The following is a 16,327-nucleotide window of genomic DNA, read 5'->3' as shown; positions in this document are numbered from 1 at the left end:
AATTACCTGGGACGTTACAATAGAAAGATGTTTTAGTACTTTTGGTATATCTACTCACTGACCCAATTGCGTGATCCTATGAAATGGTCGTTCGTTATTCAACAAAAACTGAAAGCCGCGATGCTATTGGGCGGGGTCATGGTAGTGATCATCATTGGGAATTTGATTTCCCGATATCATATGGAAGGAATTGACAAGTCGTTTGCTTCCATTTATCAGGATAGGCTTCTACCTGCCACAACCATTACGTACCTGGCCGAAAACCTGTATGCCAAGAGGCTTTCGATGGAAAAGTTTCTCCATGCTCAGGAAGCACAGCCTGAAAGTGCCGTTGCCGGGTTACTCAAAACCCACAATCGTCACATTGATTCATTGATCGTGTCGTTTGAGAAAACCTATCTTGTTGATAAAGAGGTGAAAAGCCTTTCCGCTTTTAAAAATCGGGTGCAGGAATATGTGCTTTTGGAACAAATGGTTTTGAATCTCCACAAATCCGGAAATACAGATGAAGGCAAAAAACTTTTTGAAGGGGTGGGTTCCGATACTTTTCAGAGTACAATTACGAGATTAAATGAGCTCACGCACATTCAGTCCGACATTGGCAAGCAGCTGATGAAGGAATCAAAAAGTGAGATGGCCGGTTTTTCTCTTATCTCCGTATTGCAAATTTCGCTGGTGCTGGTAATCGGCATCATGATTCTGGTTTTGATCCAGAGCAGCAGAATTTCAAACGTTCCACAAAAGGGTAAGGAACAGCAGTTTAACCTAAACTAAAAGAGGCCGCTTCCAAGAAGCGGCTTCTTAAAATATTATTAACCTGGTTATTACTGACCTACTTTACGACCTTTCAGCGTCTCGCGTTGATTGCTCACTTGCTTCAACAAATCTTTACTTACAAATAATCTGGTGCCATTACCAGTGGTAAGGTCGAATACCCGATCCTTATATGCCAGCTTGTTTTCCGGCAACACATCCAGGTAATAATTCTGGCCACTCAGCGTAAAGCGCATTCCTTTCGTATCCTGCTGTGTGTCATCCCAGGAAACGTTGATGGTGCCATTGCCCGATCCCAGCGAAACACCCGGACGGAATGGAAGCACAGAAATGGTTTGAATACTTTTTCCGTTGCTGATGCTGATTTTACCTTCTTCATTCACCTTTATATCGTTGGGATCCGACACTTCACGACGGATCGTAATTCCTTTATCGTTGAAAAACTGAACCTTGTCGAGGGAGATATTCGCAGCTTCCAGATTCTGACGCAGATCCTCTGTGAAAACCGTGTAATTAGTAAATGGAACTGAGTTGGTATTACATGCGGTAACGCCCGCAAAAAGCGCCATTCCTAAAATTAGTTTCTTGAATAAATTCATGGTTTGTAATTCTTGTGTCCTTTTGAAAATTTGATTTTTAACAGTCCTTTAAAGTGCATGTGATGCAATATTACTAAAAAGCCTCTCAGTAACAAACATACTTTTATTTTACGAAAACTGCCGGATTTATGACAATGTGTCATACCCGTTTCAGAATAATTGTAATTGGAACGCAAATTTTTAGAAGGTATTGCAAAGCAGAAAGCATATATAAAATATAAATCTAAAAACGGAATAATTATGGAAACAGTGATTCAGGAAAAAGGAAATCTGAGCATTCACACCGAGAACATCTTCCCGATTATTAAAAAGTTCCTTTATTCGGACCACGAAATCTTTTTGAGAGAGTTAGTTTCAAATGCTGTTGATGCTTCACAGAAAATAAAAAAACTCGCATCGTATGGAGAATTTAACGGTGAACTTGGTGAGCTTAAAGTGGTTGTGAAGCTGGACAAGGAAGCCAAAACGATTAGCATCAGTGATAATGGTATCGGGATGACCGCAGATGAGATCAAAAAATACATCAACCAGATCGCCTTTTCGGGTGCAACTGAGTTTGTTGAAAAGTATAAGGATAAGGGTGAGGATGGTAAAGGAGACAAAGGTATAATCGGTCATTTTGGTCTAGGTTTCTATTCGGCATACATGGTGGCCGAGAATGTGGAGATCGTGACAAAATCCTATAAAGAGGGTTCGGAGGCCGTACGCTGGGTGTGTGACGGTTCGACCGAATTTGAACTTTCATCTGCCGACAAAGAAACACGGGGATCGGATGTGATTCTGCACATTGCGGCAGATTCGGAAGAATTCCTGGATGAACACCGTTTACGTGGAATTCTGGAAAAATATGGCAAATTCCTGCCCATACAAATTGAATTCGAAGACAAGATCATCAATAACCCAAGCCCGATCTGGACCAAAAATCCTACTGACCTGACGGATGAAGATTATCTTGCTTTTTACAAAGAGTTATATCCATACAGCGAAGATCCGCTGTTCTGGATTCACCTCAATGTGGATTACCCGTTCAACCTGACGGGCGTGCTTTATTTCCCTAAGCTCAAAAATGACTTCCAGGGACAGCGTGAAAAGATCCAGCTTTACAGCCGTCAGGTGTTTATCACCGATGAGGTTAAAGACATTGTTCCAGACTTCCTGCAGCTCCTTCATGGCGTCATCGACTCCCCGGATATTCCTTTGAACGTGTCGAGAAGCTATTTACAGGCTGATGGCAATGTGAAGAAGATTAACGGGTACATTACTCGGAAGGTAGCTGATAAGCTTTCCGAAATTTTCAAAAACGACCGGGAGGGTTTTGAAAAGAAATTCGATGATATCGGGCTGTTTGTGAAGTACGGAATCATCAGTGATGAGAAATTTTACGAGAAAGCCAAAGATTTCTGTCTGCTGAAAAATGTGGAGGGCAAGTTCTTTACCTTCAACGAGTACAAGGAATTTGTAAAGGATAATCAAACGGATAAGGGCGATACACAGGTTTGGCTGTATACGACTGACGAGAAAAAGCAGGATGCTTTTATTCAGTCGGCCAAAAAACGCAATTATGACGTGTTGTCGCTGACCAGTATGATTGATTCTCACTTTATCAACGCACTGGAACAGAAGGTAGAAAAAACTACTGTAAAAAGGGTGGATGCCGATACGCTTGACAAGCTGATCGAAAAAGATGTGAAACTGGAAAGTGTGCTCTCACAGGAAGATCAGGACAAAGTGAAGGCCATTTTTGAGGGGGTGACGCAGAATAAAACAGCCAACGTTCAGGTGGAGGCGATGCCTGTGGACGAGTTGCCCGTGGTGATTACCTTCCCCGAATTTATGAGACGGATGACCGACATGCAGGCATCTTCCGGACAACGGTCGATGTTTGGCGATATGCCTTTGATGTTTACCGTTTCGCTGAACGCCAATCATCCGGTGATCAGCAGGATTTTGCAGTCCGAAAACGAAGACGACCAGAAAACGCTGGCGAAACAGGTTTATGACCTGGCGCTTCTTTCACAAGGATTACTGACCGGAAATGATTTGACACAATTCATCCAGAGGACTGTTGTATCCTTATAGAATTTTAGAAGTTTGTATTGTTGAATGGAGGGCCGGAAACGGTCCTCCATTATTTTTATACCAGTATGAAGCACGCTCTTCTTTGCCGTTGATCACAGTATGCACGCTTTCGTACCTCTAACTTTTGTAATGCATGCCAGAGTTTGCATATTTGAGGTATTGTTGGGACATGGTTGTGAAAGTTCAGCAGCCAGTGACCATATAGCTAAGCCTGTTATCAGAAATAATTTTCATGAATATTATTGAAGTACAGAATATTACGAAGGACTATTCCCATCACCGCGCGCTTGATGATGTAAGTCTGAATATCCCTAAGGGGTGCATTTTCGGTCTATTGGGGCCGAACGGTGCAGGAAAAACCTCACTCATCCGGATTATCAATCAGATCACCGGACCGGATCAGGGCCGGATTCTGTTTGATGGTCAGCCATTGGGGGAGCAGCATATAGGGCGTATCGGGTATTTGCCTGAGGAGCGTGGGCTGTACAAAAAAATGAAAGTGGGGGAGCAGCTTCTCTATCTGGCGCAACTCAAAGGATTGTCGAAAAAGGAAGCGCTGGAAAAACTTAAGGTATGGTTTGTTAAATTCGACATCAAAACCTGGTGGGATAAGAGCGTTTCGGATCTGTCAAAAGGGATGCAGCAAAAGGTACAGTTTGTATCCACAGTTTTGCACGAGCCCGACCTGATTATTCTGGATGAACCCTTTTCAGGATTTGATCCCATCAATGCGAATCTTATCCGCGACGAGATACTGGAACTGAAACAAAAAGGATGTACTGTGATTTTTTCAACACACCGTATGGAGACTGTTGAAGAGCTTTGTGACAACATTGCGCTTATTCATAAAGCCAAAAAGGTATTGGACGGTCCCAAGCAGCTGATCAAGGAGCAGTTTAAAACGAATACTTTTTTTGTGGAATTCAAGGGAAATCTTGAAGGGTTGTCGGAACAATATCGAATAGAAAAGACAAAGGAAATAGATCTTGGTTATCGGCGATCCGACATACATCTTTCCGAAGGAGTGGGCTCCAACGACCTTCTGAGAGAATTACTTGCAATCATTGATATTCGAGCATTTGGTGAAAACATCCCCACCATGAGCGATATTTTTATGAAGGCTGTTAACGAAGTACCCGAGGCCTGATTCAGGGCTTTCCTAACTAATCATTAACCACATAAAAGAATGCGTAATATATTTTTGGTTTTAAGAAGGGAGTACCTTGTTCGGGTTAAAAAGAAGTCTTTTTTGATCATGACCATCCTGGGGCCACTACTTTTTGTTGGTGGATATGCGGCTGTCTTTTGGGTGGCCATGGGCTCTGTCGATCTTAAAAATGTACAGGTGCTGGATCAGAGCGGATTGTTTTCAAACGAATTCAAGGACAGCAAAACGCTGAAATTTAGTTATATATCCACAAGTCTGGATTCCGCTAAAGCCAGGTTCAAGGCGAGTAACGATAACGCGCTCGTGTACATTCCGGCGAATGTTATCAAAGAACCGAAAAGTGTCAAGATCTATGCGCCCAAAAATGTAAGCATGGATTTGAAGTCAGAAATAGAGGGGGTGATCGAAAAACAAATAGAAGAAATCAAGCTGTCTGAGGCTGGAATTACACACAAGATCCTTGAAGACTCCCGGGTTAATGTCGATTCGGAGACGGTAAGCCTGAGCGACGAAGGAGAAAAGAAAAGCAGTTCCGGTGCTGCAACGATCATTGGAGGGATCTGTGCTTTTCTGATTTATATGTCGGTGTTTGTTTACGGTACGCAGGTGATGCGTGGAGTCACAGAGGAGAAAACGAGCCGGATCGTGGAAGTGATCATATCATCCGTGAAGCCGTTCCAGCTGATGATGGGTAAAATCATCGGTGTTGCACTTGTAGGCCTCACGCAGTTTGTTTTGTGGATTGTGTTCACAATTTCGTTAACCAGTGCGGCTACGGCCATACTCAACAAGCAGCGCCCTCAGGATGCAATTGCGATCACAAACGAAATGAATAAGGTGCAGAAAGACATTCCGGGCAACAGCGTAGCGGGCAACGAGGTGAATAATCCTGTCCAGGAGGTGCTTGGTGCCGTTGGGAGCCTGAATATTCCGCTTATTTTAGGATGTTTTTTGTTCTATTATTTAGGGGGATATCTGCTTTACAGCGCGCTGTTTGGTGCGGTAGGAGCCGCAGTCGACAACGATGCGGACACCCAGCAGTTTATGTTGCCCATTACTTTGCCAATCATATTTTCGTTCATTTTTGCCCAGTTTGTCTTGCGGGATCCTGATGGTTCTCTGGCATTCTGGACGTCTATGATACCGTTCACATCACCAATTATTATGATGGTCCGCATTCCATTCGGAGTGCCGGTATGGGAACTGGCGCTTTCCATGACCCTGCTGGTTCTTGGCTTTATGGGGACCATCTGGCTCGCAGCCAGAATCTACCGGGTCGGTATTCTGATGTATGGTAAAAAGGTCAGCTACAAGGAATTAGCCAAGTGGATATTTTATAAGTAAGCAGTTAAAGAAATGGGTAGTTGAGGAGTTAACCTTGAGCTGCAATGAAGAAGTGATTCATCCACCTCCTTAACTGATTTAAAAGTGTTTTACGGTTCTGATATTAAATAATCCTAAAGACCACCGAAGGTCACCTAAAATGTAATAACTAACACTAGATCTGACAGTTGAGTTTTTTTAGGGATTGCTCAAAAAATGATTTTGGGAAGAAGGGGCTGGAAAACTAACAGCCCCTTTATCATTTTCGTCGGTCAGAGTATTCCTGGCGAGTTGCTCTCCAGCAGAGCTCGTTTCCGCTTTCTCTGACATTATAAAGTTATTACTTTTATCAAAAAGCTCATTCACATTTTTACTTTTTGCGATTGCCTTACTTTCTGAAAAGGTCTGCATTGGTGTTTTCCCATAACAATATCTACCGCTATGTGCTCTTTCTGAATTGTAATACTCCATCCATTTATCCATATCAAGTTGCAGAGATTCTAAGCTATTGTAGATTTTTTTTCGGAATGCAATAGCATAAAATTCTTCCTGCATGGTGCGATGAAAACGCTCGCAAATCCCATTCGTTTGTGGGCTCTTAGCCTTTGTTCGAGTGTGATCAATATCCTCGATATTTAAATAAAGCTGGTATTCATGCTGTTCCTTCGCACCGCAATACTCTGTGCCTCGATCCGTCAGTATACGTAGTAAATCAACTTGTTGGTCCTGATAAAATGGCAAAACTTTATCGTTGAGCATATCAGCAGCAACCAATGCATTTTTGCGATCATAAACCTTCGTAAAAGCTACGCGGCTGTATGTGTCAATAAATGTTTGCTGATAAATCTTACCAACACCTTTTATATATCCGACATAATAAGTATCCTGAGCGCCCAGATAACCTGGATGATGAGTTTCTATTTCACCTCTGCTTTGCTCTTCTTCCTTTTTACGTTCCAGTGCTGCGACTTGTATATCGGTCAGAATTATTCCCTCCTGGGCGACCTTTGCATCAAGTGCTTTTAAACGCTTTTGAAACGTTTCCAGATCATGGCGAACCCAGACACAGCGAATGGTTGAAGGTGCAACTGAAATTCCTCTTTTCCTTAATTCATTAGATGCACGTTGTTGCCCGAACGCTGGCGATTCAATGGCGTAGGCTACTACCACATCCTCAATCTGCTTTTCGATCCTGTTCTTTAACAGCGGTTTACTTCTGCTTATTTCTTTCAACGCCAATTCTCCACCTTCATCATACAGTTTTTGAAAGCGATAAAAGGAATCTCTCGAATAGCCCATTACTTTACAGGCATCGGATACATTTCCCAACTTTTCGGCTAATTTTAACAAGCCAAGTTTGGGTTGAATTAACTTTTGCGTTGTCGTCATAACTTAACTGATTTTATGGTTAGTAAATTTACTAACTGTCAGATTAAGTCTCAACTATTACACCTAAAACCTAAGGTGATCTTCGGTCACTTAGGTGGTTTAAAAAATAGTTGCATAAACATGAAAGCGTTTTTCGGTTCTGATCTTTAATGGTCCTTTCAACACCCTCCGGTGCTTTACTTTAAAAAGATCAAAATTCATTTTTACCATTAAACTGGTCTTTAGCACCACCCTGTCCGAGGCTCGAAAGACCACCGAAGGTCACCTAAAACCTAAGGTGATCTTCGGTCACTTAGGTGGTTTAAAAAATAGTTGCATAAACATGAAAGTGTTTTTCGGTTCAGAAATTTAATAATCCTTTCAACACCCTCCGGGGCCTTGCTGTAAAAAGCGTAAATTCATTTTTACACCGGTATAAATTCCATGACCCTACGCAACTTACTCAGTAATCCACCTTTTTAACTTCTCCAACTACCTTAACTTCTCCAACTCCCCCTGTTCCTTTCCCAGGTTTAACACTTTTTAAGAGGCATCTAACCTTGCCATTGCGGTTATTTTGCTAATTTTGAACTGTCATTGGTAAATCCGGATTGGCAGGGTTTCCATCTACATCCAAATTTGCATTCATATTTTATCATTTACATTTTAGAAAATGACCCGTTTTAATCGTTCCAACAACCTTACGGGTTGGATTGTTTTTGCTATTGCCCTGGTTACCTATGCGCTCACCGTCGAACGAACAGCCAGTTTCTGGGACTGCGGCGAGTTCATAGCCTGTGCATTTAAGCTTCAGGTTCCACACCCTCCAGGAGCACCTTTTTTCCTGTTAATCGGTCGCCTTTTTTCCCTTTTCGCCTTTGGTGACCTCACCAACGTGGCCTATTGGGTGAACATGGTTTCGGTTCTGAGTAGCGCTTTTACAATTCTTTTCCTTTTCTGGACGATCACGCTGGTTGCCCGCAAGCTGATTGGTAAAACAGATGAAGCGCTTTCGACTGCCGATATTATTTTGCTGATGGGTGCAGGTGTGGTGGGTTCGCTGGCGTACACCTGGTCCGATTCGTTTTGGTTTTCTGCTGTGGAAGCAGAGGTGTACGGTATGTCTTCCTTCTTTACTGCCATTGTTATCTGGGCCGTGTTCAAATGGGAACGTATTGAAGACCCGGCTGCTGAAAATCGCTGGCTGATATTTATTGCCTACCTGGTAGGTCTTTCGATTGGCGTCCATTTGCTCAACCTGGTAACCATCCCTGCGTTGGCGCTTGTTTATTATTTTAAAAAATTCCCAAAACCAAGCACTTTTGGAGGAATCCTTGCTTTCATTGGCGGATTGGTGATTCTCGGGATTATCAATTCAGGAATCATCCCCGGACTGCCGAGTGTAGCCGGCAAGTTTGAGATTTTCTTTGTGAATTCCCTTGGGCTGCCCTACAAGTCGGGAGTGATCTTTTTCATTGTTATTTTTCTGGGTGCGCTCATTTTCGGTATACGCTATTCGCACAAGAAGGCTAATGTACTCCTGAATACTGGATTACTTTCCCTTGCCTTCGTGTTGGTTGGATACGCGTGTTACCTGTTGGTATTGGTGAGAGCCGAATACAACCCGCCGATCAACGAGAATAACCCGAATGATGTGCTGAGTTTTGTGTCGTATCTGAAAAGGGAGCAGTATGGTAGCCGCCCGTTGCTATATGGGCCTTCATTTGTTTCGCGTCCGATCAGCCAGAAACGTGGTGCGCCCATGTACCGTAAGTTGAATGGAAAATATACCATATACGATTACCGTCCTGAATATGAGTATGAGCCGGGCAGCAGCATGTTGCTGCCGCGTATGTACAGTACACAGGCCGGGCATCCGCAGCTTTATCAGCAATTTACCGGACTGGCGGAGGGCCAGAAGCCTACGATGGCTCACAATCTCAAATTCATGTTCTCCTATCAGATTGGACACATGTACTGGCGCTATTTTCTTTGGAATTTCGTAGGCCGTGAAAGTGATGAGGAGGGTGCTGGAAACCTGCTTCCATGGAGCGTTGTGAAGAAATATCCTTCCACCATTGCCAACAACAAGGCGCATGACAATTACTTCATGCTGCCATTTATTCTCGGGCTGTTCGGGGTAGTGATTCTCTATTTCCGGCAAAAAAGAGATCTGTTGGTGCTGGGTTTACTATTTTTACTTACCGGTATAGCACTGGTGGTTTACCTGAATTCACCACCCACGGAGCCTCGGGAGCGTGACTATATTTATGTTGGTTCGTTCTATATTTTCTGTGTTTGGATAGGTTTGGGGGTTATAGCAGTGGCGAACGGGATCAGTAATTTTATAAAAGATCCGGTGACGCGTGCCGGCGTTGCAGGTGCGGTGTGTCTTGTGGTTCCTGCCATTATGGGTGTGAAAGGCTGGGACAATCACAACCGCGATCACCGTTACCATTCAGTCGATTTTGCAAAAAATTTGCTTAATTCCTGTGCGCCAAATGCCATATTGTTTACCGGCGGAGACAATGATACTTTTCCGCTTTGGTATGTTCAGGAAGTGGAAGGCTTCCGTACCGATGTGCGCGTGTGTAACCTCAGTTTATTGGGTACAGACTGGTATATCGATCAGATGAAGCGTAAGACCTACCTTTCGGAGGCACTTCCTATTTCTCTCGAGAAAAATAATTATGCTTTTGGAAAGAACGACATTGTTCCTTTTTATGAAATCCCAAGTGTAAAAGACGGCATTGACCTGAAAGAATTCCTGGGACTGGTGAAACAGGAAAATAAGGCAATCCAGGTTCCTCTTACCAGTGGTGATATGACTTCCATCCTGCCGTCGTCGGTATTGTTCCTGCCTGTAAATGCGGAGGCCGTTAAAAAGATGAATGTGATCAAGAGCGATCTGATCCCGTTTGTGAGTGATTCGATCAGCTGGACGATCGGTAAAGGGGATTTGTATAAGTCGGATTTGATCATGCTGGATATTATTTCTACAAACGATTGGAAACGGCCTATTTATTTCTCTTCAACCCTGGGCGGATCCAGTTATCTCAATCTGAAAGAATACATGCAATTAGAGGGTTACGCTTACCGTTTGCTACCTGTGAAGGTTCCGGGAGCGTCAGATGGCTACGTGAATGCAGATGTCATGTATAACAACCTGATGACGAAAATGTTCTGGCGTGAGCTTGATAATCCCAATACCTATTACGATAACACGTACCTCGGTTCTCCGGTGTTCTCTGCCCGAATTGCGTTCCTTCGCCTGGTGGGCCAGCTTATTCAGGATGGTCGTACGGATGAGGCCAAAAAGGCAATCAATAAAATACTGACTGTGATGCCCGATAAGAGCATTCCGTATGATCAGATATCCACCTATTTTATTGGTTCGTTGTTTGATTTGGGAGAAACTAAGAAAGCGCTTGAAATTTCCGAAACAATGGCGACCCGATCAGATGAAAACCTGACCTGGGCCAGGGACAATGGTGTTACCAAGCGCCGTGATACGAATTTGGATCTGGGCATTCTGCAGACCATCGTACACGAGTGTCGGGAAGCCAAGCAGGAAGCTGCTGCCAAAAAGTATGAAGTTATTTTCCAAAAGCACTTAGCAGCTTTTAATATGTCTGCCGGTCAATAATTATTTAAAATAAAAAAAACGGGAAGTGTGGAAACGCGCTTCCCGTTTTTTGTTCCTTATTTCTTATATCTTTTGCCTTTGTAAGAACTTTAGAAGTTAAAACTTTTCCGCTGAGTCCATCCGTATCATCTCCGATACCTCTACGCTCAGAAATCCGAATTCTTCGACTACCTTGCCGGTGATCTTATATACCCCCTTGCCGGAAAACTTATACCTGGCAGCGACCGGCGCAAAATGTACGGTGTCAATAAATTGCCCCTCCTGATCCAAAAATGTACCAAAATACATGGTGTCGCCATTGGAGGTTCTGGTGTTTTTGATCGTAATAAGGTAGCCGTACTGTATGACGGTCTCATTGATGTATTTGTGCAGGTCTTTCGACATGATACTTTTGGGAAGTCCATGCTTTACCATTTCAAAGGGGCTGCACAGCGGAAAGCCCAGCAATTCGATCTGGTCGTAGGCATCCTGGGTGGCGGATGAGTCAAAGGACGGCAGTTCGAAATCCTTGACTTCCGTGGTAAATAATTGTTTTTGAGGGACTTTCTGGGTTTTGTTAATCCAGAAATGAGCTTTCCACAACAATGTTTTTTTATCAATACCCGTGAACCGGAATGCATCGATACGGATCAGGATCGTGATCTGTTCGATTGAAATGGCTACGCGATCCAGGAAATTGTTTAACGAAGTGAAAATCCCGTCTTCATGACGTGCGTTAAGAATTTTTTCAATTGTTTTTTCTTCAATTTCGTTGAGAAATTGCATGCCAAGATATATATCCTTCCCCTTGATGATTGTTTCGGCAAAGCTGTTGTTGACGCAGGGAGCCATCACATTGGCACCGTGCATCCGTGCTTCGTGAATGTACAATTCGGGACTGTAAAACCCCCCGCCATTGTTAAGAACAGCCACCATGTATTCGAGGGGGTAGTACGCTTTCAGGAAAAGCGTTTGGTAGCTTTCCACAGCGTAGGACGCCGAATGACCTTTTGCAAAGGCGTATCCTGCAAAGCTTGCGATCTGATTCCATATATCCTGGGTCGTCTTTGGGTCGTACTTCATATGGGCACAATTGGCAAAATACTTGCTCCTGACCCTTTCAAACTCATCGCGTCCCCGGAATTTCCCGCTCATACCCCGTCGGATTACATCGGCTTCGCCCAGGGTGAGTTTGGCAAAATAGTGGGCAACTTTGATCACGTCCTCCTGATACACCATGATGCCATACGTATCAGGCATAATGTCCATGAGCTGCGGGTGTGCTTCCTTTCTTCTTTCTTTGTGCCGATGGCGAAGTATGTACTCACGCATCATTCCGCTTTTTGCCACACCAGGTCTTATAATGGAGCTCGCTGCAACCAGACCCAGGTAGTTATCGACCTCGAGTTTTTTCAAAAGCATACGCATGGCAGGTGATTCTACATAAAAGCAGCCGATACACTGCCCATCTTTGATGAGGTTGTTGATCTTGGGATCCAGCTTAAATTTTTTTACATTGTCTATGTCTATTTCGGGGGCATCAGGGCGGTTGTAACGAATCACGTCCAGTGCTTCTTTGATTTTGGCTAAACCACGCTGGCCCAGAATATCGTACTTGTTCAGCCCTACGTCTTCTGCAATAACCATGTCGAATTGTGTGGTCGGGAAGCCTTTGGGAGGAAGGTTGGTGGCCGTGAAATAATTGATTGGCCTTTCCGATATCAGAATACCTCCCGCATGGATGCTCAAATGATTGGGTTGATTGTTTTTTTGAAAATAGTCGGCATAGCGGATCACCAGCCCCGACAAATGGTCAAGATTTTTAGGGTCGTATTTGCCGTTGCTTAATGCCTCAATTTCATAGGTCGGTAAACCAAACACTTTGCCCAATTCCCTTACAGCCGCGCTGTGCTGGAATGTGCTGTAGGTTGCCAGTAACGACACCTGGCCGTTTTTGCCGAATGTATCGAAAATGAATTTTGTAACATCCTCCCGGTCACGCCAGGAGAAGTCAATATCGAAATCGGGAGGGTTTTTTCTGTACAAATTCATAAACCGTTCAAAGTAAAGATCCAGCTCGATCGGGTCTACGTTGGTGATGTGCAGCAGGTAAGCCACTATACTGTTTGCGCCACTGCCACGGCCCACATGATAATAGCCTTTCCTGCGTGCGTAATCGGTAATGGCGTGGTTTACAAGGAAAAATGGTATGTAGTTTTGCTGCTCAATGAGCTCCAGTTCCGAGGAAATTCGATCGAAAATCTGGTCATTTACCGCATCTCCGTATCGGTTGGCAATGCCATCGTAAGTCAGTTTCCTGATCAGCCGGTAATCATCTGCTTTACTTTGACCAAATATTTGAAGATTCTGGTGTTGTCGGTCGTCTCCAAAACTGAAATGCACATGGCACTCGGCCATTAATTTTTCAGTATTGTAGATTGCTTTTTCAAAGTTTTTAAACTGATATTTCAAGATATGTATAGGCAATATCTGCTCGCCCTCAACTCCCGATTGCGTAGGATCCAGCATGCTTAGAAGTGTATTGTTATCAACTGCTCTTAGCAATCGATGGGCGTTGAAATCCTTTTTATTGCGGAAGCTTACCGAATGTAAGATTACAAATTTGTCCTCATAACTGGACCAGGAGGAAAACCTGATCCTATTCAGGTCAGTGCCCGAAATGCCTATGAATTCATCTGTCCTGAGTGTGGTTCTCTGGGATTTTGAAAGCCTTCCAAACGGGTAAATGAAAATTACACCATCAAGAGCAGGGGGGAATTCTGGAAGGTCCTGCTTTTGGTGCAGATAGAGCGACAGGTAGGTGTTCAGCGCCTGAAAGCCCAGGTTGTCTTTTGCGATGCCCACATAGAGTTGCTCCGCGCCATTTCTGAAATCAATACCGACGATGGGTTTAGTATTGTACCTGGAAGCGGTTCTGATGAAGTTGAGGCACCCCGACGTGTTGTTAATATCGGTCAGGGCAATGCAACCGTAGCCATTTTCCGAGGCCATACTCAGCAGCTCTTCTTCTGGAATCATTCCGTACCGGAGGCTGAAAAACGAGTGGCAATTGAGTAACATGATGTTCTGGAAAATAGTGCTTTGATTTAATTAACATACAGAGAATCATTATATAAATATAAGATCCGCTAACTACTAAGCATTCCTATGCGCAGGAATGATCGGCGGTTCGCCATTGAAAGGGTTACCCATGCTGGCAATATTCGGGATCTCCATGGTAGTGCCCCAGCTCAGAATTGAATTCCCTCGCTTATCTGTCCCATAGCGGTTTCGTATGTAATCCATGGCCATGTACAGATTCAGTTTTTCTTCGGAGTCGTCGAACAAATTGATTTGATAATTGCCCGTCACCAGATCGCTGAAGTTTACACCGACCAGTCTTACCATCATACGCCGGTTGTAGAGCTGTTCAAAAAGCTGCTCGATTTTGGGAATAAGAATGTGGTCGGCAGAGGTGTAAGGAATTTTCAGTTGTTTTGAAAATGTGTTAAAATCGGAATAACGAATTTTGACCGAGATACAGGACGTGAGTTTATTGCCATTCCGGAGCTGATAGGCAAGGTTTTCGGCCATTGCGCGGATCATCTCACGCATTCGCTTCACATCTCCGGTGTCTTTCCCGAATGTTCGCTCGTTCGATATCGATTTGCGTTCGTGAAAAGGTATAATGGGGGAGTCGTCACGCCCATTGGCGCGGTTCCATAGCGCGATGCCATTTTTGCCAAGCACTTTTCCCATCATTTCCACCGGCATATTTTGTATTGTCTTTACATATCTGATACCCAGGTTATTTAATATCTGATTTGTTTTGTCGCCCACCATCGGGATCTTCTGAACTCGCATGGGTGCCAGGAATGTTTTTTCTTCACCTGCTTCAATTTTCAACTTGTTGTTAGGCTTAGCTTCCCCGGTGGCGACCTTGGACACCAGTTTGTTGGTAGAAAGCCCGAATGAAATAGGAAGCCCGCTCTCCCGAATGATCTTTTCTCGAAGCTCAGAAGCCATCATATAGCTGTTGAAAAATTTGTCCATTCCCGACAGATCGGCGTAAAACTCATCGATACTGGCCTTTTCAAAAACCGGTACGCTCTCTCTGATGATCTCAGTTACTACTTTTGAATGCTTGGAGTAAGTACCTCCATCGCCCCTTATGACCGTTGCTTCGGGGCATAACATTCGCGCCATTTTCATGGGCATTCCCGAATGGATTCCAAAGGGGCGGGTTTCATAACTACAGGCGGCAACCACGCCCCGGTCGCCTATGCCTCCTACCAGCACCGGACGTTTTTCAAGCCGGCTGTCCATTTTTCTTTCAACAGAAACAAAAAAGGTGTCAAGGTCGAAATGTAATATCGTACGCTCCATGATATTTTTGGAATATTTACAAGTGTATGGATTTATTCCAAAAGTATGGAAATAATCCTTTTAAATGAAAGGAATTATTCCAAAAAATAATATCTTTGATTTATGCCATTGCGGCAGAATATTTTTAATGATTACTTATGTTGATAGAAGAGGAATTCAAACGGTTCAGACAGATTCGGGAGGACCTGAGGCTCACACAATCTGCTTTTGCCGAGGAGCTGGGTATCGGTACCACTACCGCTGACATTGAAAGGGGACGCACGAGGATTCCTGGCTATGCGGTGAAGGAGCTCTTGAAAAAATACCATGTAAATCCTTTGTGGCTGTTTGGAGACAGCGGACAAAAATACCTTCACGCCGAAGAGGTTGCGGTGAGCCCTAAGGTGATTACGCTCGACAATACCGGAAAGGAAAACATCGTACTGGTCAACGCAAAGGCTGCGGCCGGCTATCCGCTCAACATTGGCGATACGCTCTGGTTCCAGAAGCTACCTGCCTTTAGTATACCCCTTCCCGAATACCGCAACGCCACATTTCGTGGGTTTCAGGTGGAGGGTGACAGCATGACGCCGGTACTATATTCCGATGAATGGATCGTGGGTAAAGCGGTGGATGACTGGGATAATTTGAATGCGAATCGGATGTATGTGGTGATTACCATTGACAGCATACTGGTTAAGAAAATAAGAAAGGATCCGCATAGCACACGCGTTGATCTGATTTCTCTGAACACGGAGTACAGCCCCATCCGCATTGATCGTAGTGAAATTCAGGAACTCTGGGAGGTTAATAGCAAGCTCACTTTTAATCCGGGTTCCGATTCTCAAAATGTAAGCCTTCAGAGTCTTCATCAGGAAATGAAGGAATTGAAAGAGGCGGTGAGGCGGATTGGGAAGGGTAGTTGAATTTAATATCTAAACCTCCATGAGAAATTATCTACATAGGCTTTGATTTTCGACTTGCAGGCTGCAAAAATTACTGCATTGAGCAAGGCGTTGGTAAGGG

9 protein-coding genes and 1 pseudogene are annotated in these 16,327 nt (G+C 44.0%); 6 read left to right on the top strand and 4 right to left on the bottom strand.

Features of this window, described 5'->3' with window-relative positions:
• The first annotated feature begins 78 nt into the window (after nucleotides 1–78).
• Nucleotides 79–774 carry an MCP four helix bundle domain-containing protein gene (locus DYADSP32_RS09700; RefSeq protein WP_149242916.1) on the top strand — a complete coding sequence of 232 codons (696 nt, stop codon included), beginning with the start codon at nucleotides 79–81 and terminating at the stop codon, nucleotides 772–774.
• 50 nt (nucleotides 775–824) lie between these two features.
• Here DYADSP32_RS09700 and DYADSP32_RS09695 read toward each other — a convergent pair whose 3' ends face one another.
• Nucleotides 825–1,373, bottom strand: coding sequence for a hypothetical protein (locus tag DYADSP32_RS09695; RefSeq protein WP_149242917.1), 549 nt, complete (start codon nucleotides 1,371–1,373; stop codon nucleotides 825–827).
• 240 nt (nucleotides 1,374–1,613) lie between these two features.
• Between DYADSP32_RS09695 and htpG the strand changes: the two genes are divergently transcribed.
• The 3 genes from htpG (at nucleotide 1,614) to DYADSP32_RS09680 (ending at nucleotide 5,964) form a co-directional block, all read left to right on the top strand.
• Nucleotides 1,614–3,452 carry a molecular chaperone HtpG gene (htpG, locus tag DYADSP32_RS09690; RefSeq protein WP_149242918.1) on the top strand — a complete coding sequence of 613 codons (1,839 nt, stop codon included), beginning with the start codon at nucleotides 1,614–1,616 and terminating at the stop codon, nucleotides 3,450–3,452.
• Between the two features lie 232 nt (nucleotides 3,453–3,684).
• Nucleotides 3,685–4,599 carry an ATP-binding cassette domain-containing protein gene (locus DYADSP32_RS09685; RefSeq protein ID WP_149242919.1) on the top strand — a complete coding sequence of 305 codons (915 nt, stop codon included), beginning with the start codon at nucleotides 3,685–3,687 and terminating at the stop codon, nucleotides 4,597–4,599.
• Nucleotides 4,600–4,638: 39 nt separating this feature from the next.
• Nucleotides 4,639–5,964 (top strand): ABC transporter permease, encoded by a 1,326-nt coding sequence (locus tag DYADSP32_RS09680; protein WP_149242920.1) that lies wholly within the window; start codon nucleotides 4,639–4,641, stop codon nucleotides 5,962–5,964.
• Nucleotides 5,965–6,297: 333 nt separating this feature from the next.
• On the opposite strand, the pseudogene DYADSP32_RS09675 reads toward DYADSP32_RS09680, so the two are convergent.
• Nucleotides 6,298–7,332: pseudogene (locus tag DYADSP32_RS09675) on the bottom strand (IS481 family transposase); the annotation flags it as partial.
• Nucleotides 7,333–7,984: 652 nt separating this feature from the next.
• On the opposite strand from DYADSP32_RS09675, the gene DYADSP32_RS09670 reads away from it, so the two are divergent.
• The gene (locus DYADSP32_RS09670; protein WP_149242921.1) at nucleotides 7,985–10,957 is read left to right on the top strand and encodes a DUF2723 domain-containing protein; all 2,973 of its coding nucleotides are present in this window, start codon (nucleotides 7,985–7,987) and stop codon (nucleotides 10,955–10,957) included.
• A 96-nt stretch (nucleotides 10,958–11,053) separates the two neighbouring features.
• Here DYADSP32_RS09670 and DYADSP32_RS09665 read toward each other — a convergent pair whose 3' ends face one another.
• Together DYADSP32_RS09665 and dinB are read right to left on the bottom strand one after the other, a co-directional pair.
• Nucleotides 11,054–14,017 carry a DNA polymerase III subunit alpha gene (locus DYADSP32_RS09665; RefSeq protein ID WP_149242922.1) on the bottom strand — a complete coding sequence of 988 codons (2,964 nt, stop codon included), beginning with the start codon at nucleotides 14,015–14,017 and terminating at the stop codon, nucleotides 11,054–11,056.
• 75 nt (nucleotides 14,018–14,092) lie between these two features.
• Complete coding sequence (gene dinB / locus DYADSP32_RS09660; protein WP_149242923.1) at nucleotides 14,093–15,322, bottom strand: DNA polymerase IV; 1,230 nt, start codon at nucleotides 15,320–15,322, stop codon at nucleotides 14,093–14,095.
• Nucleotides 15,323–15,459: 137 nt separating this feature from the next.
• Between dinB and DYADSP32_RS09655 the strand changes: the two genes are divergently transcribed.
• The gene (locus DYADSP32_RS09655) at nucleotides 15,460–16,227 is read left to right on the top strand and encodes a LexA family transcriptional regulator (RefSeq protein ID WP_149242924.1); all 768 of its coding nucleotides are present in this window, start codon (nucleotides 15,460–15,462) and stop codon (nucleotides 16,225–16,227) included.
• Nucleotides 16,228–16,327 lie beyond the last annotated feature (100 nt).

This window comes from Dyadobacter sp. 32 (genome assembly GCF_902506755.1).
Classification (GTDB): domain Bacteria; phylum Bacteroidota; class Bacteroidia; order Cytophagales; family Spirosomataceae; genus Dyadobacter.
The sequence above is the reverse complement of the archived record's forward strand: the minus strand, read 5'-3'. Positions and strand labels throughout refer to the sequence as shown.